The 19,682-nt window shown below is 71.9% G+C and carries 20 protein-coding genes and 1 tRNA gene; 7 read left to right on the forward strand and 14 right to left on the reverse strand.

Features of this window, described 5'->3' with window-relative positions:
• The first annotated feature begins 48 nt into the window (after positions 1–48).
• Positions 49–600, forward strand: a complete 552-nt coding sequence (locus KBX43_RS24820; RefSeq protein ID WP_210887353.1) for a peroxiredoxin-like family protein — start codon at positions 49–51, stop codon at positions 598–600.
• Positions 601–654: 54 nt separating this feature from the next.
• Here KBX43_RS24820 and KBX43_RS24825 read toward each other — a convergent pair whose 3' ends face one another.
• Both KBX43_RS24825 and KBX43_RS24830 read right to left on the reverse strand, forming a co-directional pair.
• Complete coding sequence (locus KBX43_RS24825) at positions 655–1,425, reverse strand: enoyl-CoA hydratase/isomerase family protein (protein WP_210887399.1); 771 nt, start codon at positions 1,423–1,425, stop codon at positions 655–657.
• Entirely contained in the window at positions 1,409–3,808 is a 2,400-nt protein-coding gene (locus tag KBX43_RS24830; protein ID WP_210887356.1) for a M4 family metallopeptidase, read from the reverse strand. The genes KBX43_RS24825 and KBX43_RS24830 overlap by 17 nt, the downstream gene beginning before the upstream one ends.
• Before the next feature lie 189 nt (positions 3,809–3,997).
• Here KBX43_RS24830 and KBX43_RS24835 point away from each other — a divergent pair, with 189 nt between their 5' ends.
• Together KBX43_RS24835 and KBX43_RS24840 are read left to right on the forward strand one after the other, a co-directional pair.
• Positions 3,998–4,429, forward strand: coding sequence for a hypothetical protein (locus tag KBX43_RS24835; protein ID WP_043327954.1), 432 nt, complete (start codon positions 3,998–4,000; stop codon positions 4,427–4,429).
• An 80-nt stretch (positions 4,430–4,509) separates the two neighbouring features.
• Positions 4,510–5,166, forward strand: a complete 657-nt coding sequence (locus tag KBX43_RS24840; RefSeq protein ID WP_247677703.1) for a type 1 glutamine amidotransferase domain-containing protein — start codon at positions 4,510–4,512, stop codon at positions 5,164–5,166.
• 8 nt (positions 5,167–5,174) lie between these two features.
• Here KBX43_RS24840 and KBX43_RS24845 read toward each other — a convergent pair whose 3' ends face one another.
• From KBX43_RS24845 to KBX43_RS24870, 6 genes are all read right to left on the reverse strand, one after another.
• Positions 5,175–5,786, reverse strand: coding sequence for a histidine phosphatase family protein (locus tag KBX43_RS24845; protein ID WP_166457739.1), 612 nt, complete (start codon positions 5,784–5,786; stop codon positions 5,175–5,177).
• 49 nt (positions 5,787–5,835) lie between these two features.
• On the reverse strand, positions 5,836–6,255 hold the full coding sequence (locus KBX43_RS24850; RefSeq protein WP_043327953.1) for a VOC family protein: 420 nt from the start codon (positions 6,253–6,255) through the stop codon (positions 5,836–5,838).
• A gap of 35 nt (positions 6,256–6,290) precedes the next feature.
• Positions 6,291–6,692 carry a helix-turn-helix domain-containing protein gene (locus tag KBX43_RS24855; protein ID WP_187693841.1) on the reverse strand — a complete coding sequence of 134 codons (402 nt, stop codon included), beginning with the start codon at positions 6,690–6,692 and terminating at the stop codon, positions 6,291–6,293.
• Between the two features lie 166 nt (positions 6,693–6,858).
• Complete coding sequence (locus KBX43_RS24860; protein ID WP_210887362.1) at positions 6,859–7,530, reverse strand: HNH endonuclease family protein; 672 nt, start codon at positions 7,528–7,530, stop codon at positions 6,859–6,861.
• A gap of 281 nt (positions 7,531–7,811) precedes the next feature.
• Positions 7,812–8,639: a hypothetical protein gene (locus KBX43_RS24865; RefSeq protein WP_210887366.1), complete on the reverse strand. Its 828-nt coding sequence runs from the start codon at positions 8,637–8,639 to the stop codon at positions 7,812–7,814.
• 97 nt (positions 8,640–8,736) lie between these two features.
• A tRNA-Thr gene (locus KBX43_RS24870) sits at positions 8,737–8,813 on the reverse strand.
• 364 nt (positions 8,814–9,177) lie between these two features.
• Here KBX43_RS24870 and KBX43_RS24875 point away from each other — a divergent pair.
• Entirely contained in the window at positions 9,178–10,269 is a 1,092-nt protein-coding gene (locus tag KBX43_RS24875) for an ABC transporter ATP-binding protein (protein WP_043327950.1), read from the forward strand.
• 58 nt (positions 10,270–10,327) lie between these two features.
• Here KBX43_RS24875 and rlmB read toward each other — a convergent pair whose 3' ends face one another.
• Both rlmB and cysS read right to left on the reverse strand, forming a co-directional pair.
• Positions 10,328–11,446: a 23S rRNA (guanosine(2251)-2'-O)-methyltransferase RlmB gene (gene rlmB, locus KBX43_RS24880; RefSeq protein WP_043327949.1), complete on the reverse strand. Its 1,119-nt coding sequence runs from the start codon at positions 11,444–11,446 to the stop codon at positions 10,328–10,330.
• Positions 11,446–12,861 (reverse strand): cysteine--tRNA ligase, encoded by a 1,416-nt coding sequence (cysS, locus tag KBX43_RS24885; protein ID WP_043327948.1) that lies wholly within the window; start codon positions 12,859–12,861, stop codon positions 11,446–11,448. Before cysS ends, rlmB begins: the two co-directional genes overlap by 1 nt.
• Before the next feature lie 63 nt (positions 12,862–12,924).
• Here cysS and KBX43_RS24890 point away from each other — a divergent pair, with 63 nt between their 5' ends.
• Both KBX43_RS24890 and KBX43_RS24895 read left to right on the forward strand, forming a co-directional pair.
• Positions 12,925–13,572, forward strand: a complete 648-nt coding sequence (locus KBX43_RS24890; protein ID WP_043327947.1) for an IclR family transcriptional regulator — start codon at positions 12,925–12,927, stop codon at positions 13,570–13,572.
• Positions 13,573–13,786: 214 nt separating this feature from the next.
• Positions 13,787–14,956, forward strand: coding sequence for a hypothetical protein (locus KBX43_RS24895; RefSeq protein ID WP_210887369.1), 1,170 nt, complete (start codon positions 13,787–13,789; stop codon positions 14,954–14,956).
• Between the two features lie 68 nt (positions 14,957–15,024).
• Here the strand turns inward: KBX43_RS24895 and KBX43_RS24900 are convergent, their stop codons facing one another.
• From KBX43_RS24900 to KBX43_RS24910, 3 genes are all read right to left on the reverse strand, one after another.
• Positions 15,025–16,713: a S8 family serine peptidase gene (locus tag KBX43_RS24900; protein ID WP_209963492.1), complete on the reverse strand. Its 1,689-nt coding sequence runs from the start codon at positions 16,711–16,713 to the stop codon at positions 15,025–15,027.
• 88 nt (positions 16,714–16,801) lie between these two features.
• Positions 16,802–17,500 carry an HAD family hydrolase gene (locus tag KBX43_RS24905; protein WP_043327944.1) on the reverse strand — a complete coding sequence of 233 codons (699 nt, stop codon included), beginning with the start codon at positions 17,498–17,500 and terminating at the stop codon, positions 16,802–16,804.
• Positions 17,497–18,453, reverse strand: a complete 957-nt coding sequence (locus KBX43_RS24910; RefSeq protein WP_209963494.1) for a DMT family transporter — start codon at positions 18,451–18,453, stop codon at positions 17,497–17,499. The genes KBX43_RS24905 and KBX43_RS24910 overlap by 4 nt, the downstream gene beginning before the upstream one ends.
• A gap of 72 nt (positions 18,454–18,525) precedes the next feature.
• On the opposite strand from KBX43_RS24910, the gene KBX43_RS24915 reads away from it, so the two are divergent.
• Positions 18,526–19,071, forward strand: a complete 546-nt coding sequence (locus tag KBX43_RS24915) for a CGNR zinc finger domain-containing protein (RefSeq protein ID WP_210887372.1) — start codon at positions 18,526–18,528, stop codon at positions 19,069–19,071.
• Here KBX43_RS24915 and KBX43_RS24920 read toward each other — a convergent pair.
• Positions 19,038–19,634 (reverse strand): GNAT family N-acetyltransferase, encoded by a 597-nt coding sequence (locus KBX43_RS24920; protein WP_210887376.1) that lies wholly within the window; start codon positions 19,632–19,634, stop codon positions 19,038–19,040. The two genes, KBX43_RS24915 and KBX43_RS24920, sit on opposite strands and share 34 nt — an antisense overlap.
• Between the last annotated feature and the right edge of the window lie 48 nt (positions 19,635–19,682).

Here is a 19,682-nt window from a genome sequence, read left to right on the forward strand (position 1 = left end):
ACGCCTACGGTTGTAGGAGTACGTCGTACGCCTACAACGGGAGCGCGCATGGACGTCGTCACCCCTCGCCATCTCACCAGCGTGACCGGTGCCCAGGTCGCCCTGCCGGACCCGGACCGCCTCATCCACCTCCAGTTCCGTCGCTTCGCCGGCTGCCCGGTCTGCAACCTCCACCTGCGCTCGATCGTCCGCCGGCACGCCGAGATCGAGGCGGCGGGCGTACGCGAGGTGGTGCTCTTCCACTCCCCCGCCGACGAGTTGCGCGAGCACGTCGCCGACCTGCCGTTCGCCGTGGTGGCCGATCCGGACCGGCGGCTCTACCGGGAGTTCGGGGTGGAGTCGGCGCGGCGGTCGCTGCTCGACCCGCGCGCCTGGCTGCCGATCCTGCGCAGCGTGGCGATCAGCACCTGGTACATCCTGCGCGGACGGGAGCGGTCGCCGTCCCTTACGCCGCACGGCGGCCGGTTCGGGCTGCCGGCCGACTTCCTGATCGCGCCGGACGGGCGGGTGCTCGCCGAGAAGTACGGCGAACACGCCTCCGACCAGTGGTCGGTGGACGAACTGCTGGCCCAGGTCAGCCGGAGCCGGTCGGCGCGGTGACCGCTGGATCGCCGGTCGGGACGTACCCGCCGAGGGGTGCCGGGCAAACGGCGGTCAGTGGGCGGTCGGCGGGGTCCAGCCGAAGCGCGGCGGGCGGCGCTCGTTCATGGCCGCCACCCCCTCGCGGGCCTCGCCGCTGTCCCGCACCTGGGCGTGCCACCAGGCCAGCCGGTCGGCGTCGGCGCGCCCGTCGACGATCTCCTTCGCGGCGGCCACCGTGAGCCGGGAACGCTCGGCGATGGTGGCGGTCAGCGTTGTCACCCGCCCGGCCAGCTCGCCGGCCGGCAGCACCTCGTCCACCAGGCCGATCCGCAGCGCCCGCTCGGCGTCGACCAGCTCGCTGCTGAACAGCAGGTGCTTGGCGGCGGACGGACCGACGAGCGCGGCCAGCCGGCGGGTGGTCGGCGCCGGGTAGACCAGGCCGAGCCGGGCCGGGGGTACGCCGAACCGGGCCTCCGCCGAGGCCAGCCGCAGGTCGCAGGCGACGGCGAGCTGGCAGCCGCCGCCCACGCAGGCGCCCTCGATCGCGGCCACAGTGGGACGGCCGAACGCGGCGAGCCGTTCCTCGGCGGCCACCGCGATGCTGCCGTCTCCGGCGGCCAGCAGCTCGTCCAGGTCGCCGAGGTCGGCCCCGGCGCAGAACGTGCCGGCCGCGCCGGTGAGCACCAGCACCCGTACCGCCGGGTCGGCCTCCAGGCCGTCGAGCAGCACCGGGAGCTGCCGCCACATGGCCGGGGTCATGGCGTTGCGCCGGGCCGGGTTGTGGATGACCACGGTTGCCACCGGGCCCCGGGGTCGGGCGGTCAGGTCAGGAGACGTTGACAGCGGTGTCGTCGAGCACGAACGACGTCTGCAGGGAGACGTCCTCGGTGCCGGTGAACTTCAGCGTGACGGTCTGCCCGGCGTACGACGCCAGGGAGAACGACTTCTGGCTGTAGCCGCTGGCCTTGTTCAGGTTCGAGTAGGTCGCCAGCGTGGCCAGCACCGAACCGGAGGAGTTGAGCACCTGCACGTTCAGCTTGTCGTACTGGACGCTGCTGGTGGTCTCGGCCGAGTCGATGTGCAGCCAGAACGAGAAGGTGTACGTGGAGCAGCCGCTCGGCAGGCTCACCGACTGCGACAGCGAGTCGGTGCGGGTGGTGCCGTAGCCGTTGAGCCAGGCGTTCCACGTACCGGTGCGGGTCGGCTGGCCCTGCGAGCCGTACTGGCCGATCACGCCGGAGGTGGAGGTCCAGACCGTGTTGCCGGACTCGAAGCCCGGGTTGCCGAGCTTCTGGCCCGCGCCGGTGCAGCCGCCGCCGGTGCCGTTCACCGTCAGCGAGAACGTGGCGGTCTTCGTGCCGGACGCCGCGCTGCCGGTGACGGTCACCGAGTAGGTGCCGGTCGGCGTGCTGGAGCTGGTGGAGATGGTGAGCGTGGACGAGCCGCCCGAGGTCACCGAGGAGGGGCTGAACGACGCGGTGGCGCCGGTCGGCAGGCCGGACGCGGAGAACGTCACGGTCTGCGCGCTGCCGTTGGTGGTGGCCGTGGCGACGGTGGCGGTGACCGAACCGCCCGCGGTGACCGACCCGGCGGTCGGCGAGAGCGAGACGGAGAAGTCGTTGCCGGTGGAGCTGCACGGCGCGTCGTTACCGGCGACGTTCACCGCGGTCCAGGCGGCCTGGACGGTCTTGTACTCGGTGGAGCAGTTGCCGTACAGGTCGGTGGCGGCCCGCAGGGTGTACGCGCGGGCGGTGTTGGCCGGGTTGCTGGTGTTGACGTACGAGGTGTTCGAGGTGAAGTACACGTCGAGCGCCCGGTACCAGATCTTCTCCGCCTTGGTGCGGCCGATGCCGGTGACCGCCGGGGCCGAGCCGCAGACCGGCGAGGTGCCGTACGCGGTGGCGCCGGTGCCCTCGGCGAGGTTGAAGAAGAAGTGGTTGCCGACGCCGGAGGAGTAGTGCACGTCCTTGTTCTTCGTGCTGGTGGACCAGCAGGAGTCGGACGAGCCGTCCAGCGACGGGTTGTACATGTAGCGCAGCGGCGTACCGTTGCCGTTGATGTTGATCTTCTCGCCGACCTGGTAGTCGCCCGGGTCGCTCGGCGCGGCGGCGTAGAACTCCACCATGTTGCCGAAGATGTCGCTGGTGGACTCGTTCAGGCCACCGGACTCACCGGAGTAGACCAGCCCGGCCAGCGCCTCGGTGACGCCGTGGCTCATCTCGTGGCCGGCGACGTCCAGCGAGACCAGCGGGCGGGAGTTGCCCGAGCCGTCGCCGTAGGTCATCTGGGCCCCGTCCCAGAAGGCGTTGACGTAGTTGTTGCCGTAGTGCACCCGGCTCGGCACGCCCTGGCCGTTGCCGAAGATGCCGTTGCGGCCGTGCACGTTCTTGAAGTAGTCGAACGTCTTGGCGGCGCCGAAGTGGGCGTCCACGGCGGCCGACTGCCGGTTCGAGGTGGCGCCGTTGCCCCACGCGTTGTCCGCGTCGGTGAACGTGGTGCAGGTGGAGGTCCCGTTGTTCATGTCGCAGGTACGGCCGTTGCCGCGTACCGGGTCGATCATCTGGTACGTGCTGCCGGAGAGCGTGGTGTCGATGGTGACCGAGCCGGTGTAGATGCCCTGGCCGGTGCCGGCCACCGTCTCGATCTCGTCGTACGAGCCGATCACCTTGCCGGTGGTGGCGTCGGTGACGACGTGCAGCTTCGACGGGGTCTGCTTGTCCGCCTTCCAGCCCGTCGCGACGGTCTCCCAGGCGAGGCGGCCCTTGCCGCTGCTGGCGTCGACGAACAACTCCGGCGTGCCGACCGAGGTGAGCGAGCCGGAGAACGTCTTGCGGGCGCTGGCCTTGGCCGCCTCCGCGCCGACCTTCGCGGTGGTGCTCAGGGTCAGCGGGGCGTCGAGGCTGACCGACGCGCTGGTCATGGTGCCGTTGGGGGCGGTGTGGATGACGAAGTCACCGCCGTACACCCGGAGACCCTGATAGGTCCGGCTGTACCGGGTGTGCGCCGCCCCGGAGGGGTCGACCTTGGTGCGGACGGCCTGATAGGCCTCACCGCCGGCGCCCTTGACGACGCCGGGGTTGGCGCGCAGCAGGCTCGCGGCCTTGGCCGCGGCCGAGGTCTCGGGGCTGGGGGCGGTTGGCGCTGCCGCTTGCGCCGAGGTGGTGACGCAGGCCAGCACGCTGCTGGTGAGCAGCGCTGCGCTGACGGCGGCGACGGATCTTTTCACGGGCCCTCCTGGAAGGCGAATGTTGTGACGGGGGTAGTCACTGATGTAGATATAGCGATACATCGACGAACGTGAAAGAGGCTGGCGGGAACCCGCCGGAGACACTGACCGAACGGATGAGGAGGACCGGTGGACCGGAACCGGGTGGTCCCGTCGCGCGTCCGAACCGGTATGAGAGCTGCCCCCGCCGTGGCGGCCGTCGCCGCCCTTCTCGTCCCGCTCGCCGGCTGCGCCCGCACCGACGCGCCACCCGTCGTCACGGACGGGCCCTCGCCGCTGGCCACCGAGGTCGTGCTCGTGAAGTCGGGCGGCATCGCCGGGCTGACCGACACCGTCCGGGTCGGGCCGGACGGCCACTGGACCCGCACCGACCGTGCCGGCGCCTCCCGAGAGGGGCAGCTCGCCGCGGAGAAGCTCACCCGGCTGCGGCAACTCGCGGCCGACCCCCGGCTGGCCGCCGAAGCCGCCGTCACCGCACCGGCGACCATGTGCGCCGACGCGTTCAGCTACCGGCTCACCGTCGGGCCCAACCAGGTCAGCTACGTGGACTGCCCGCCGCAGGCCACGCCGCCCGCCGTCACCGCGCAGGTGGTGGACCTGCTCAACGGCGCCACCGGCTGACCGGCGCCGACTTCAAACCCGTTCCGGCTGTGACATCGGCCTATGGCCGGCCGGCCCGCGGCGGGGCCAGCATGGAAGGCATGACTCGCGCACTCATCGCCCTGACCAGTCACTCCGAGCTGGGCCGCACCGGCCGCTCGACCGGCTACTACGTCGGCGAGGCCGCCGAGCCGTGGGAGGTGTTCCGGGCCGCCGGCTACGACGTCGACCTGGTCTCCGTGGCCGGCGGCGAGCCGCCGGTCGACGGGCGGGACGAGAACGACACCACCCAGAACGACTTCCTCGCCACCGCCGGCGTCACCGACACCCCGAAGGCCGCCGACGTCGACCCGGCCGGGTACGACGTGATCCTCTTCGCCGGCGGACACGGCACCATGTGGGACTTCCCCGACGACCCCGACCTGGCCCGGATCGCCCGCTCGGTCTACGAGCGCGGCGGCGTGGTGGCCGCCGTCTGCCACGGCCCGTCGGCGCTGGTGAACCTCACGCTCACCGACGGCTCCCGGCTCGTCGCCGGCAAGCGGGTCGCCGGGTTCACCAACAGCGAGGAGGCGGCCGTCGGCCTCACCGACGAGGTGCCGTTCCTGCTCGCCGACAAGCTCACCGAGGCGGGCGCGCAGCACGTGCCGGCGCCGGACTTCACCGAGCACGTGGTGGTCGACGAGCGGCTGGTCACCGGCCAGAACCCGCAGTCCGCCCGCGCCGTCGCCGACGCCGTGGTGAAGCTGATCCCCTGAGCGCCGGGTCAGAACCGGTAGTCGTCGGGCAGGCCGGTGGCCCGCAGCTCGGGCGGCAGGTGGGCGACGTCGTTGAGAGCGACGAGCGTCGGCGGGCCGCCCGAGCTGTAGCGGATCACCGTGAGCCCGCAGTTCTGGTGGTTGAGCCCGATCCAGCGGTGCGGCGGCGCCTCCAGCGCGTGCAGCACCAGCCAGGCGACCAGGAAGTTGTGGGTGACGACCAACTCGCGTACGTCACCCTCCGCGGGGGCGGCGGCGAACCGCGCCACCGCCTCCGCGGTCACACGCGGTCCGTCGCGCCGCTCCCGCTCGGTGAACCCGGCCAGGAACTCCGCGTACCGCTCGGGCAGGTCGGCCGGGTCGGTGTCGTGCGGCACGTGGTCGCCGGCGCGGTCGTCCTCGCGTACCGGAACACCCGGCAGCGACGCCGCGACCAGCGCGGCGGTCTCCGCGGCCCGGCGGGCCGGCCCATGGTGTACGGCGGCGAAGCGCGTGCCGCGCAGCCGTTCACCCAGCAGCGTCGCCTGCCGCCGGCCGCGCTCGGACAGGCCGGTGTCGGCCTCCTCCTCCGCGCGGTCCTGCTCGCCGTGGCGGACCAGGTAGAGCAGGCGGCTGGGCATCGGCGCCTCCACGGTCGGGGACCGCGAGACTAGCCCGCCGCCGCGCCGTTCACTGCCCCTGGCGCATCTGCCCGATCCGGATCCGGTTGCCGAACGGGTCGCGGATGCCGAAGTCGATCCCGTACGGCCGGTCGGTCGGCTCGTCGGTCACCTCCACACCCTTCGCGACCAGATCCGCGTACGTCTTGTGCGCGTCGTCGGTGGTGAAGAAGAGGAACCCGCCCGCGGCGCCCTTGGTCAGCAGCTCCCGGACCTGCTCGGCGGTCTTCGGGTCCAGGGCCGGCGGGCCCGGCTTCTCCAGCAGGATCTCCCGGCCCGGGTCCCCCGGCACGTTCACGGTGAGCCAGCGCATGAAGCCGAGATCCTGGTCGGTGCTGACCTCCAGGCCCAGCTTCCCGACGTAGAAGTCGAGCGCCTCGTCCTGGTCGAGCACGTAGATCTGCGAGCGGGAAGTCGAAGTCATCGTCATGCCGACGACGCTAGAGCAGCGGCCTGACCTGCTGCTTATCCAAAACTGCTCGGTCTGGTCCAGGACTTGGCGAAGCAGCTCGGCACGTCCGGCGGCGCGGCCCGGCGACGCCGGAAGGCCGAGGGCGACGCACCGACGATGCCGTGGAACGTCCGGCTGAACGTGCCGAGGCTGTTGAAGCCGACGGCGAGGCAGATGTCGGTGACGTCGCGGTCGGTCTCCAGCAGCAGGGCCATGGCCCGCTCGACCCGGCGGCGTTGCAGGTAGCGGTGCGGGGTCTCGCCGAAGGTGGCCCGGAAGGTACGGATGAAGTGCGCCTCGGACACGTGGGCGATCCGGGCCAGCGCGGCGATGTCCAGCGGCTGCGCGTACGCCCGGTCCATCGCGTCGCGGGCCCGCAGCATCGCCCGATTGGACTCCTCGACCGCTCTGCTCACGCCGTCCCCCCGCCGGCCAGCCTACCGAGACGTCGATCGTCAGCACGGCCGAGGCACCCTGACCCGTGCCACCCGTTGTCGGCCGCCCCGCCCGGTGGAAGACACCGTCCGGGGCGGCCCTGGTGTGCGCGTTGCTGTCATCCGGCCCGAGCGACGGCTCCTGCGATCACGAGGCGCAGGTGTTGAGCATGCTCTGCAGTGCTGACTTCTCGGATGATTGGAGCGTCAGGCCCCAGTTGTACTTCACGGTGATCCACATCTTGCTGTAGGTGCAGCGGTACGACGTCAGCGGCGGCTGCCACGTCGAGGGGTCCTGATCGCCCTTGGCCTGGTTGACGTTGTCGGTGACCGCGATCAGTTGCGGGCGGGTCAGATCGTTGGCGAAGCTCTGCCGGCGGCTCGTCGTCCAGGAGTTGGCTCCTGACCGCCACGCCTCCGCCAGGGGCACGATGTGGTCGATGTCGACGTCGGAGGCGGCGTACCAGGTCGCACCGTCATAGGGGCTGTACCAGCGGCCTGAGGTGGCGGCGCAGGAGCTGCTGACCACGACGGACGTGCCGTCCCGCTTGAGGACCTGCTCGCGGGTGTTGCAGGTTCCGGTGATGGTGATCCAGTGGGGGAACAGGTCCCGCGAGTAGCCGGACATTGAGCCCTGTGCGGCCACTGTCAGCGCGTTGAGCTGCGACTGCGCCGTCGCCTGGGAGGGGATGCCGGGCGGGGTGGCCGAGGCCGGCTGGCCGTTCACGGCGGCGAGAACAGCGCCCGCGAGGGCGGCGACAGTGATCGCGGCGGCACGGCGCCAGGCACGCGGGGTGAGGGTGACGGGCGTGATCGGCATGACGGCGACCTTTCGTCGAGGAAAGTGACAGCAACCTTCCCTGACGATCAGTCCATCGATCATCGTCCCTGTAAAGTACAGCAGTCCGGTTGTCGAGCATCGAGCCGCCCCGCACCGCCGACGCGCCGACTCCGCCGGCGTCACTCAGGGCAGCGGCGGCGTGACGGTCGCCGTGGCCCTGACCGTGGTGGGCGTGACCGGCATGTTCCTCACGGACCAGGGCAGGTCAGCTGACCTGCGGTGTTGTCGGCATCTTGTCCGGAGTGCGAGGTACAGGTCCGTTAGCTGCCGTCCACCGGGTCGTCGTACGGCGGCGACACCTCGTCGTTCCAGGAACGTTTCACGTAACCGCCGGTGAGATCTTGGAGCCGTAGGTTGACCTCGATCAGGGTGTTGATCTCCTGGAGCACCTCGTCGAGATCGTCGAACGTGACCTGGAACCGGCGGTCGTAGGTAGCCATCTCGGGGATGCCATAGTCCTCGGCGACCTCAGCGGCCTCAGCGACAATCCGTGGCCCCGCGTCGAAGGTCACCTCCAGCTGGGGACCATCGGACCATCGGACGGTGAATCGGTCGCTCTCCTCGGCCACCACCATCGACTTCAGGCGCTGCACGGCGTCGGCAAGGGTGACGGACCCGGTGAAGTAGACCCGGAACCCATCGCGCGGCCAGAGGTGAGACGAAACGGGATCGTCCAACAGCAGATCGACCGCAGCGTCGATCCTGGACTCAGCTTCGGTCAGCGGCACACCCAGTTGCGAAACATGGGCGACCAGGCCCGTCGCGTCCGCCACCACGTGCCCGATCCGGTACATGGTCCGGACGAGCCCTTCAGCATCCACGTCACTGCCACTGTGCCAGAACGGCAGATTGATGGCCGTCTCGCCGGACCGGTAGCGCACCGTAATGCCGCTGGGCTGGTGCGTCAGCGTGCGGCTCGGGCCGTCCTCGCCCAGAACCACCTCGCCGACGACGTCCCGTACGCCGGAAACGATGGCGTCCCATGCCTGCGAGTCGGACGGCTCACCCGCACCCTTCCGTTCGCCGTCCGACGCCTTCAGCGAGGGCTGTCCGACGGGCTCGGGTAGCAGGATGAGATCAAGAGTCATGGCCGTCAGGCTAGGGCCTGTGACGGGCGGTCGTGACCCTCGTTGCTGTCATCCGGCCGGATCGCAGCGGCTGCCGCCGCGAAATGCCTTGTGTAATTGGAGCCCCCGGCCGGGATCGAACCGGCGACATCTCGCTTACAAGGCGAGTGCTCTGGCCAGCTGAGCTACAGGGGCGCGTGCGTCGGGCTCAGCATAGCGACTGAGCCCCGGAAATCCCGCCTCGCAGGGCTCCCGAGCACGGAAAACGTCGGCATCCCGACCGGTGCGGCCGATGGATCATCGCCCGGGCACGCTCCCAGCGGGGAGATTGATGCCTCGCAGTGCCCTGCTGACCGTTATGCGTATGCCGTCCATCCCACCCGGAGCGACACGTCTTGGCACGATCGCGAAAGCCGTTTACCGTGCAGTGACACGGACGACACTCCGGCGGGCTTCGGCTGCCTGAGCGACGACCCCGTTGGCCGGTGCCTTGGGCGCCGGTCGCTCCTTCACTCGGATCGTCCGGCACGTTCCTGCCGGTGAAAGGAAGCGCTCCATCATGGCTACGGTCACCTACGCGAAGGCGTCCCGGATCTACCCGGGCACCGAGCGCCCCGCCGTCAACCAGCTCGACCTCCAGATCGGTGACGGGGAGTTCCTCGTCCTGGTCGGTCCGTCCGGCTGCGGCAAGTCCACCAGCCTCCGGATGCTCGCCGGCCTGGAGGACGTCGACGACGGCGCGATCTACATCGACGACCGCGACGTCACGCACCTCCCCCCGAAGGCCCGCGACATCGCGATGGTCTTCCAGAACTACGCCCTCTACCCGCACATGACGGTGTACGAGAACATGGCGTTCGCGCTCAAGCTGCGCAAGACCTCGAAGTCGGAGATCGACCGGCGGGTCAAGGAGGCGGCCGGGCTGCTCCAGCTGGAGGAGTTCCTCAGCCGCAAGCCGAAGGCGCTCTCCGGTGGTCAGCGCCAGCGTGTCGCCATGGGCCGCGCGATCGTCCGCGAGCCGCAGGTCTTCCTCATGGACGAGCCGCTGTCGAACCTCGACGCCAAGCTGCGTGTCCAGACCCGTACCCAGATCGCCTCGCTGCAGGCGAAGCTGGGCGTCACCACCGTGTACGTCACCCACGACCAGGTCGAGGCCATGACCATGGGTCACCGGGTGGCGGTCATGCTCGACGGCGTGCTCCAGCAGGTGGACACCCCGCGGGCGCTCTACGACACCCCGGCCAACGTCTTCGTCGCCGGCTTCATGGGCTCCCCGGCCATGAACATCAAGACGGTGAAGCTGACCGAGCAGGGCGGCGCGTTCGCCGAGATGATCGTGCCGCTGACCCGCGAGCAGGTCCAGGCGGCCAGCGCCGAGGGCGGCGACGGCAAGGTCACCGTCGGCTTCCGGCCGGAGGACTGCGACCTGGTCAGCCCGTCCGAGGGCGGCATGCCGGTAGTGGTCGAGCTGGTCGAGGACCTGGGCTCCGACGCCAACGTCTACGGCCACGCCGCGCTGGAGGGCCACAACGAGCGGTTCGTGGTCCGTACCGACCGGCGCAGCATGCCGAACATGGGTGACACCGTGTTCGTCAAGCCGCGTACCGGCCGCAGCCACGTCTTCCACTCCGCCACCGGCCAGCGGATCTGACGTACCCGAGAAAAGGGGCGGCCCGCCACGGCGGACCGCCCCTTTTTCGTACTCTCGATCAGACCTCGACGGACCGGCGGCGCGCGACCTCGGCCAGCGTGACGGCGGCGGCGACGCTCGCGTTGAGCGACTCCACGTCGGAGACCATCGGGATGCTGACGGTCAGGTCGCAGGTCTCGCCGACCAGGCGGGACAGGCCGCGCCCCTCCGAGCCGACCACCACGACGAGCGGGCCGACGGCGGCCTCCAGGTCGTACAGGTCGGTCTGCCCGTCGGCGTCCAGGCCGACCACGACGAAGCCGGCGTCCTTGCACGCCTTGAGCGACCGGGTCAGGTTGGTGACCTGGGCGACGGGCACGCGCGCGGCCGCGCCGGCGCTGGTCCGCCAGGCGGTCGCGGTGATCCCGGCGGCACGCCTTTCGGGTACGAACACACCCTGCGCGCCGAACGCGGCGGCCGACCGGATGACCGCGCCGAGGTTGCGCGGGTCGGTGACGCCGTCCAGCGCGACGAGCAGCGGGGCGGCCTGTTCCAGCGCGGCGGCCACCAGGTCGTCGAACGGCTCGTAGGCGAACGGCGGCACCTGGAGGCCGACGCCCTGGTGCAGCACCCCGCCGGTCATCCGGTCCAGCTCGGCGCGGCTGACCTCCAGGATCGCGATGCCCCGGTCGGCGGCGGTACGGACGATCTCCTTGACCCGGTCGTCGACGTCGATGCCCTGCGCGGTGTAGAGGGCGGTCGCCGGCACCTGGGTGCGCAGCGATTCCAGCACCGGGTTGCGCCCGACCAGCAGCTCAGGGCTGTCCTTCGCCGGGTTGGCCTTGCGGCCCGGCGCGACCCGGGGGCCGCCCCGGCCGGCCGGCTTTCCGCCCCGCCCCTTCGTCGTGGGCGTGCCCCGGCCACCGCCCTTGCCCCAGGTGGTGTCCTTGGTGCCGGGCTGGCCGATCTTGGGGGCGCGGCCCTCCTCGGCGGCGGCGCGGCGCTCCTTCTCCTGCTTCCAGGCGGTGCGCTGGGGCAACTTCTCGGTGCCCGAGTACGCCTTGTGCCACGGCCGCTCGTCGGCGGGCAGCGTGCGCCCACGCCCGGCGAGGGAGTCCTTGTTCTTGCCGCCGGTGCCCTTGGGGGCGCCCGCCTTCGGTGCCAGTCGCCGGCCTCGGCGCTGTGAGTTGCCGGCCATCAGTCCTGCTCTCCAATAGTCCAACGCGGGCCCTGGGGGGTGTCCTCGACGACCACGCCGGCCTGCTTGAGCTGGTCGCGTACGGCGTCGGCGGCGGCCCAGTCCTTGCGGCCGCGGGCCTGCGCGCGCTGCTCCAGGGCCAGCGCGATCAGGGAGTCCACCACGCCGCGCAGGTCGTCCGTGCGGCCGCCGCCGGTCCAGGCCGGGTCCAGGGGGTCGACGCCGAGGATATCCAGCATCGCCCGGGTGGAGGCGAGCGTCGTGCGGACGGTCACATCGTCACCGGCGGTCAGCGCGGTGTTGCCGTCGCGGACCACCTCGTGCAGCGCCGCGAGCGCCGCCGAGGTGTTGAGGTCGTCGTCCATCGCGGCGACGAAAGCGGCCGGCAGGTCGCCGGGCCGGCCGCCGCCGACCCGCTCGGCCGCCCGCTGCACGAAGCCCTCGACCCGCCGGTACGCCACGGCGGCCTCGCGCAGCGCGTCCTCGGAGTAGTCGATGCGGGACCGGTAGTGCGCGGCGACGTAGTAGTAGCGCAGCTCCACCGGGCGCACCCCGAGCGAGGCCACGTAGTCGAGGTCGAGCGTGTTGCCCAGCGACTTGCCCATCTTGGTGCCGCCGATGCCGAGCAGGCCGTGGTGCACCCAGTAGCGCGCGAACGGCAGGTCGGCGGCCTGCGACTGGGCGATCTCGTTCTCGTGGTGCGGGAACGTCAGGTCGAGCCCGCCGCCGTGGATGTCGAACTCGGGGCCGAGGTAACGCCAGCACATGGCCGAGCACTCGATGTGCCAGCCGGGCCGGCCACGACCCCACGGCGACGGCCACGAGGCGTCGGCCGGCTCATCCGGCTTGACGCCCTTCCACAGCGCGAAGTCTCGCGGGTCCCGCTTGCCCCGGTCGGGGGCGTCACCGGCCGGCTGCATGTCCGCCGGGGACTGGCCGGACAGCGAGCCGTACGCCGGCCAGGAGGCCACGTCGAAGTAGACGTCGCCGGAGCCGTCGGTGGCCGGGTAGGCGTGACCGGTCTCGATCAACCGGGCGATCAGCTCGTGCATTTCCGGGACGTGCCCGGTGGCCCGCGGCTCGTACGTCGGCGGGAGCACGTTGAGCGCCCGGTAGGAGGCGGCGAGGATCTGCTCGTTGGTGTACGCGATCGACCAGAACGGCCGGTCCTGCTCCATCGCCTTGGCCAGGACCTTGTCGTCGATGTCGGTCAGGTTGCGGATGAACGTGACCTCGAAGCCCTTGTCGAGCAGCCAGCGGCGCAGCACGTCGTAGTTGACGCCGGAGCGAAGGTGGCCGATGTGTGGCGGGGCCTGGAGCGTGAGACCACACAGGTAGACCCCCACCTTGCCGGCTTCCCGCGGGACGAAGTCCCGCACCGATCGGGTGGCGGTGTCATACAGGCGTAGCGTCACCTCACAAGGGTAGCCGTCCGCACATTTCGAGGTTGGCCGGAGCCGGGTCGTACGCTGCGTGCTGTGGACACGGCGGCGCGCACGGGAGAGACCGCACAGACCCTGGACCGGGGTCTGCGCCTGCTGCACCTCGTCGCGGACGCGCCGGGCGGGCTCACCGTCACCGAGGCGGCGCACCGGCTGGGCATCGGCCGCGCCGCGGTCTACCGGCTGGTCGGCGCGCTGACCGGCCACGGCATGCTCCGGCGCGACGGCGAGGGCCGGCTGCGCATCGGCGTGGGCGTGCTGCACCTGGCCCGCCGCGCCCAGCCGCTGCTCGCCGAGGGCGCGCTGCCGGCGCTGCGCCGCCTCGCCGAGGGCACCGGGGCGACGGCCCACCTGACCGTGGTCGAGGGCGGCGAGGGAGTGGCGCTCGCGGTGGTCGAGCCGAGCTGGACGTCCTTCCACGTGGCGTACCGGACCGGCACCCGGCACCCCCTGGAGCGGGGCGCCGCCGGCCGGGCCGTGCTGGCCGGGCGGGCCGGCGATCCGGGGCCGGTGAGCACCAGCGGTGAGCTTCAATCAGGCGCGTACGGGGTGGCGGCGCCGGTGCTGGGTGTGCCCGGCCTGGAGGGCAGCGTCGGGGTGGTGTCGCTGACCCCGCTCGACGTGGCGGACATCGGCGCCCAGGTGACGGCCGCCGCCGAGGCGGTCGCCACCGCGCTCTCCTGACCCGCGCGCGCCCTCTACGCCAGCTCGGCGAGGTGGCTGCATCAAGCGGCCCGGACACCACCACCTCCCCGAGGTGGAGTGGATCATGAGCAGGTCGAAGGCCATAGCACGCGGACAGGCCGCGCGGGGGTTGTCCACAGGGCGCGGAGGGCGGCACGGTTGCGGCTGTCCACAGGGGTACCGATCTCGACCCGTGCGCCGCCACGCTCGTCACATGCCACCTCATCCTCATCGCCCACCGGAGCTGGCCTGGCAGGTCTTCCGGGGCTCGGAAGCGATCCGGCACGGGCTGCTGTCCCGGCACCATCTGCGCGGCGCGTCCTGGGTCCGGCTCCGGCAGGACGTCTACGCCGACGCGCGGCTCGACCGCGACCACGCGCTGGCCTGCCGCGCGGCACTGCTGCGCCTGCCACCCGGCGCGGCGATCGCCGGCCCTTCGGCGGCCTACCTGCACGGGGTCGAGCACGCCGCGGGCTTCACCGACGACGTGCACGTCCTGCTGCCGGCCACGGTCCGGGCCGACTCCCAGCCGGGTGTCCGGGTGCACCACGCCCCGATGTCGAGCACCCGCAGCGGCCTCCTGGTCCCCGTCGGCGCCGCCACACCCGCGCGCACGAGCCCACCCGACGGCACGAGCCCATCCGCAGGCACACGCCCTGCCACCGGCACCAGGTCGCCCGTAGCAGCACCGCCTGCGGCGGACCGCCTCCCGGGCACACCGGGCCGGACCAGATCGCCGGATCCGGCCCACCCCCACAACCACCCCGGACCGCCCGGCCCGGCCGACCCGCAGAACTCAGCCGCATCGAGCCCGTTCACAGAGTCGTCCCCCGGCGCGGCGTTGACCCTGGCCGGGCCGCCGCCACGCACCGAGCCGGCCGCCTGTGCCTGGGAGACAGCGGTCTGGGCCGATCCGGTGAAGGCGGTCGGCATCATCGACGGGCTGCTGCGTACCGGTTCGGTGAACCGGTCGGCGCTGGCGAGCGAGGCGGCCCGGAACGCCTGCCGCCCCGGTGGGCGGCGGGCGGCGTGGGTGTTCGGCCTGACCGACGGGCTGGCCCAGTCCCCGCCCGAGTCCCACCTGCGGGTCCGTCTCGCCCTCGCCGGCCTGCCCCGCGCGGTGGCCCAGTATCCGGTGCGGGTGTCGACCGGCCTGATCCTGCACCCCGACCTGGCCTGGCCGGAGTTCCGCGTCGCGGTCGAGTACGACGGTCAGTGGCACTCCGACGCGGACCGGATGCACCTCGACCGGCGGCGGCTCAACCAGCTCGTCGCGGCCGGCTGGCTGGTGCTGCACGTGACCGGCCGCCGCCTGCGCAAGGAGTTCCCCGACCTGGTGCGGGAGATCCGCGCCGCACTGGTGGCCCGGGGGTGGCGCCCGTGACACCCGCCGGAACGCCGAGGTGGCGGCGTCCGGGTGATCCGGACACCGCCACCTCGGGGAAACGGTCGTTACGGTCGCACGTTCGGCTTTACCGGCGTCTTCACCGCGGCGTAGGCGTCGACGATGCCGTAGCCGTAGAAGCCGTTGAAGTTCAGCGAGCCCGCGCAGTACGCGTCGAACTCGGCGCTCCGGCCCTCGTTGGTGTAGCTCTGCAGCCGCGGCTCCGGGCAGGCGTGCTCGGCCGCCGTCCGGTAGAGGTGCTGCTCGACCAGGTTCGGCGCCATGCCGTAGCCGTTGCGGCCCTCCTTCTTGCCGTGCTTGCTGACGATCAGCGCCGCCACGCCCGAGACGTGCGGGGACGCCATCGAGGTGCCCTGGAGGTAGGTGTAGTAGCCACACTCACCCTTCGCGGTGCACTGCTTGAACACCGAGTTCTCGAAGCCGGCGACGATGTTGCCGTTCTCGTCGACCGACCCCTCCTCCTGGAGCACCTTCTTCGGGTACGTGGAGAGGATCATGTTGGCGTCGGTGCGGTACGTGTCGGTGCCGAAGCCGTCCCGGAACCAGCCACCCGGCGCCGCCACCGAGATCTGCTCGGTGCCGTAGTTCGAGTAGTCGGACTTCTTGCCGGACGGCCCGACCGCCGACACGCCGATCACGTGCGGGCCCTCGACCGGCAGGTCCCAGCAGGTCGCGTTGTCGATCGGGCGCGGGTACGGGTCGGCGCCGTAGTCCGGGCTGCTCACGTCGGTGCGCGGCGCGCCCAGGTCCTCGTGGTTGTTGCCGAGCGAGCCGACGAGCGTGACGCCCTTGCGGTGCGCGAAGTTGAGCGCCCGCTTCATGGCCTCGATGACGGTGCGCTGCTCGGCCTGCGCCTCCGGCGAGTCGGCCGGGTTGGCGGTGCAGTTGTAGAGCCACGGGTCGACGTAGAAGGACATGTTGACCACGTCCAGGCCGGAGCGGCCCGCGTGCACCAGGGCGTTGACCACCGGGTTGAGGAAGAAGTAGCCGCTGTCCTGGCCACCCTTCAGCTCGACCAGGGAGACGTTCGGGGCCACGCCGGACAGGCCGAAGCCGTTGGCGGCGGCGCCGATGGTGCCGGCCACGTGGGTGCCGTGCCCGCCGTCGTCGGTGCCGACCGGGTCGAGGCAGCTGGCCACCTCGCACGGGCCGTCGACCTCGGGGATGTCCGGGGCGAAGTTGCGCGACAGTGTCCAGTTGAAGTTCGGTGCCAGGTCGGGCTGGCTGGCGTCGACGCCGGTGTCCAGGATGCCGACGGTCACCCGGCGGTCACCCGGCTCGATCTTGCGGGCCTTGTCGGCCCGGATCATGTCCAGACCCCAGAGCTTGTCGTCGAGCGGGTCCATCTTCTTGCCGTTGTTCTTGGCGGCCTTGCCCTTGGTCGCCGCGGCGGCCAGCAGGTGCTCCTGCTCGACCCGGTCCAGCTTCGGCTTGCGGCCGATCGCCTTCTCCTCGGCCGCGCCGACCAGGGCGCCGGCGGCGGTGGCCCGGCTGGCGAAGTCCGCCCGGTCGCTCGTGACCTGGAAGAGGCCGACATCGTCGGTACGGGCGACGACAGTGCCGCCGGCGGCGGTGATCGCGGCGATCGCGGCGTCGGTGGACACACCGCTCTCGGCCAGCACGGTGAAGGTCCGGGTGTCCGACGGCGCGGCGTTCGCCGGGATCCCCAGGCCGGTCACCGTGAGTGCCAGCGAGGCCGCAGCCGCGACCGCGCCGACGGTGAAGCGCTTGCTCACCACATCAGATCCTCTCGTTGAGGGACGTGGTGTCATCCCACATCACGGGAGCGGGTTCCGCCAGATCGACGTCCGTTATCGGCCGCAACTAGGCATTCGCGCTTGTCAAGGTGTTGAGCACCGTGGACAGTCCGGCGAGCGTGGACACTTCGGCGTCCGGTTCGAGGCCCCGAGGCCGGGGAAGCCCGCCCCGGTTGAGCCAGACGGCACGCAGTCCGGCCCGCTGGGCGGCGACCACGTCGTGCTCCGGCGAGTCGCCCACGTGCACGATCCGCGCGGCGGGCAGCCCGCAGGCCGCCACCACGGCCGCGAAGAACTCCCCGGCCGGCTTCTTCGGCAGGCCGCCCTCGTGGGCGTACAACTCGAAGGCGAACTGCCCGGCGAGGCCGCAGCGTTCGGCGCGGCTGTTCCCGTTCGTGGCGAAGCCCAGCACGTGGTGCGGGCGCAGTGCCGCCAACGCGGGCAGCGCGTCGGGGAAGGGCCGGCTCAACGCGTACCGGCGGGCGAAGAACAACTCCGCCAACTCGTCCAGCTCCGTCTCCAGCCCGGCCCGGGCCAGCGAGCGGGCCAGCGCGGCCCGCCGGATCTCCTGCACCGGGGCGGCGCTGAGCGCGCCGAAGACCGCACCCCAGTCCTCCTCCAGGTCCGCGAGCGACACCGCGGCCGCCGCCGGGGTCCGCCGCCGCATCTCCTCCAGTACGGCGACGAGCGCGCCGGTGACCGCCGGGCGCAGGTCGACGAGTGTCTCGTCGGCGTCGAAGACGACAGCGCTGCGCGGCCCGCTCACCGGTCGCCTGCCAGCACCGGCTCGGCGGACGTGGCCGCCGAAGGTGTGCCGCGCAGTTCGTCCGCCCGGACCAGGGCGACGCCGCCGAGGATGAGCACCCCGCCGGCCAGCTGGATCAGGCTGGGCAGTTCGTCGAGCACCAGCCACGCGATCAGCACCGCGAACATCACCTCGGTCAGCCCCACGAAGGAGGACAGCCGGGCCCCGAGCAGCCGGGTGCCGGCGACCCCGGCCAGGTACGCGACCACGGCGGCGATCAGCGACAGCCCGGCGATCGGCACCAGCCAGCTCACCTGGTGCCCGGCGAAGGTGACGTCGGCGGTGCCGGCGGCGAGCGGCAGCGCGCCGATGCCGCCGAGCAGGAGCAGCGCCACCGCGCCGACAGCCATGCCGCCGCTGGCCATCACCACCGACGGCAGTTCGGCGTCGATCCGGCCGGCGATGACGAAGTATCCGGCCAGCCCGACGCCCGCGCCGAGACCCCACAGCACGCCCACCGGATCCAGGCGGCCGGCGCCGGTGAGGTCGAGGACGAGCGCCAGCCCGCACAGGGCGGTGACCGAGCCGGCCACCGTCAGCGCTCGCGGGCGCTGCCCGTGGACCAGCCACATCCATCCGACCACCAGCACGATGCCGAGGTATTCCAGCAGCAGCGCCACACCGACCGGGAGGTAGCGGACCGCGTTGAAGAAGCACGCCTGCGCGGTGGCGACGCCGAGCAGCCCGAACAGCAGCACCGTGACGCCGTTGCGCCGCAGCACCGACCACTTGCCGCGCAGGGCCAGCAGGGCGGGCACGGCGAGCACCAGCGCGGCGATGCCGACCCGGGCGACCACCACCGCGACCGCCGACCACTCGCCGGTGATCAGCGGGCGGGCGAACGTGCCCGAGGTCGCGAACGTGATCGCGGAGAGCAGTGCCAGACCGAGCCCGACGCCGGATCGTTCACGCATCGACAGCTCCAGGTCATGAGTGAAGGACGGTTATGCTGATGACGCTAGGCGGAGCCCCTGACAGGAGTCAAGTTGCTTTTCGCTCATGACACCGAATGCGCGCTGGTCGGTGCCGCCGCACTGGTGAACACCGCCGACGGCGACCGGGAAGGGCTGCCCGACGTGGCCGCCCTGGACGCCTTCTTCACCACCCACGGGTGGAGCGGCCGGCACGAGCACACCGAAACCGAACTGCGCCAGGTCCGCGCGCTGCGGCCCCGGCTGCGCCGCATCTGGTACGCCGACACCGACGAGGTGGTGGCGATCGTCAACCGGCTGCTGCGCGAGTCGCACGCGCTGCCGCAACTCGTCCGGCACGACGACGAGCCGTACCACCTGCACGCGGTGCCGCGGGACGCGCCGCTGGCGACCCGGATGGCGGTCGAGGCCGCGATGGCGATGGCCGACCTGGTACGGATGGGCGAGCTGAGCCGGCTGCGGCACTGCGACCACCCCGACTGCGACAACGTGCTTGTCGACCTGTCCCGGAACCGCTCCCGCCGGTTCTGCGACGCCGGCTGCGGCAACCGGGCCGCGGTGAGCGCCTACCGGGCCCGCAGGGCGGCGTCCCAGTTCTGACGGGTCGCGGGCCAGTCCTCCCGGGACAGCTCGTACTCCACCTCGCCGTGCTCCGTACCCGGGATCGGGTCGTCGAACGCGAGGTGGAACGTGCGGACGTAGCGCAACCCGGCGCGGGCCATGACCGCCCGGGAGCGGTCGTTCACCGCCATCGTCTGCGCCCACACGCGGCGGACGCCGACCGTGTCGAACGCGTGCCGCACCAGCGCCCGCGCGCCCTCGGTGGCCAGCCCGTGCCCCCACGCCGCGCGGCGCAGCCGGTAGCCCAGCTCCGCCTCGGCGCCGTCGTCGGACGGGTCGAGCGAGTGCCAGCCGAGGAACTCGCCGGTGAACCGGTCGAGCGTCGCCCAGCGGCCGAGCCCGGGGTGCCGGGTGTACTGCGCGAGCACCCGGGGCAGCACGTCGTCCCGGAATGTCGTGGCCGGAGTCGGCACGCCGCCGGTCAGGAAGCGCATGACCTCCGGGTCGGCGTCCAGCGCCACCAACCGGTCCACGTCGTCCATCGTGAACCGGCGCAGCGTCAGCCGCGCGGTCTCCAGCAGCACCCCGCCGTCGTCACGCACCGTCGGATCATGCCGCGCCCACGGTGACGGGTCGAGGCAATTACCGGC

Source organism: Micromonospora sp. C41, from assembly GCF_018070485.1.
Lineage (GTDB): Bacteria > Actinomycetota > Actinomycetes > Mycobacteriales > Micromonosporaceae > Micromonospora > Micromonospora chalcea.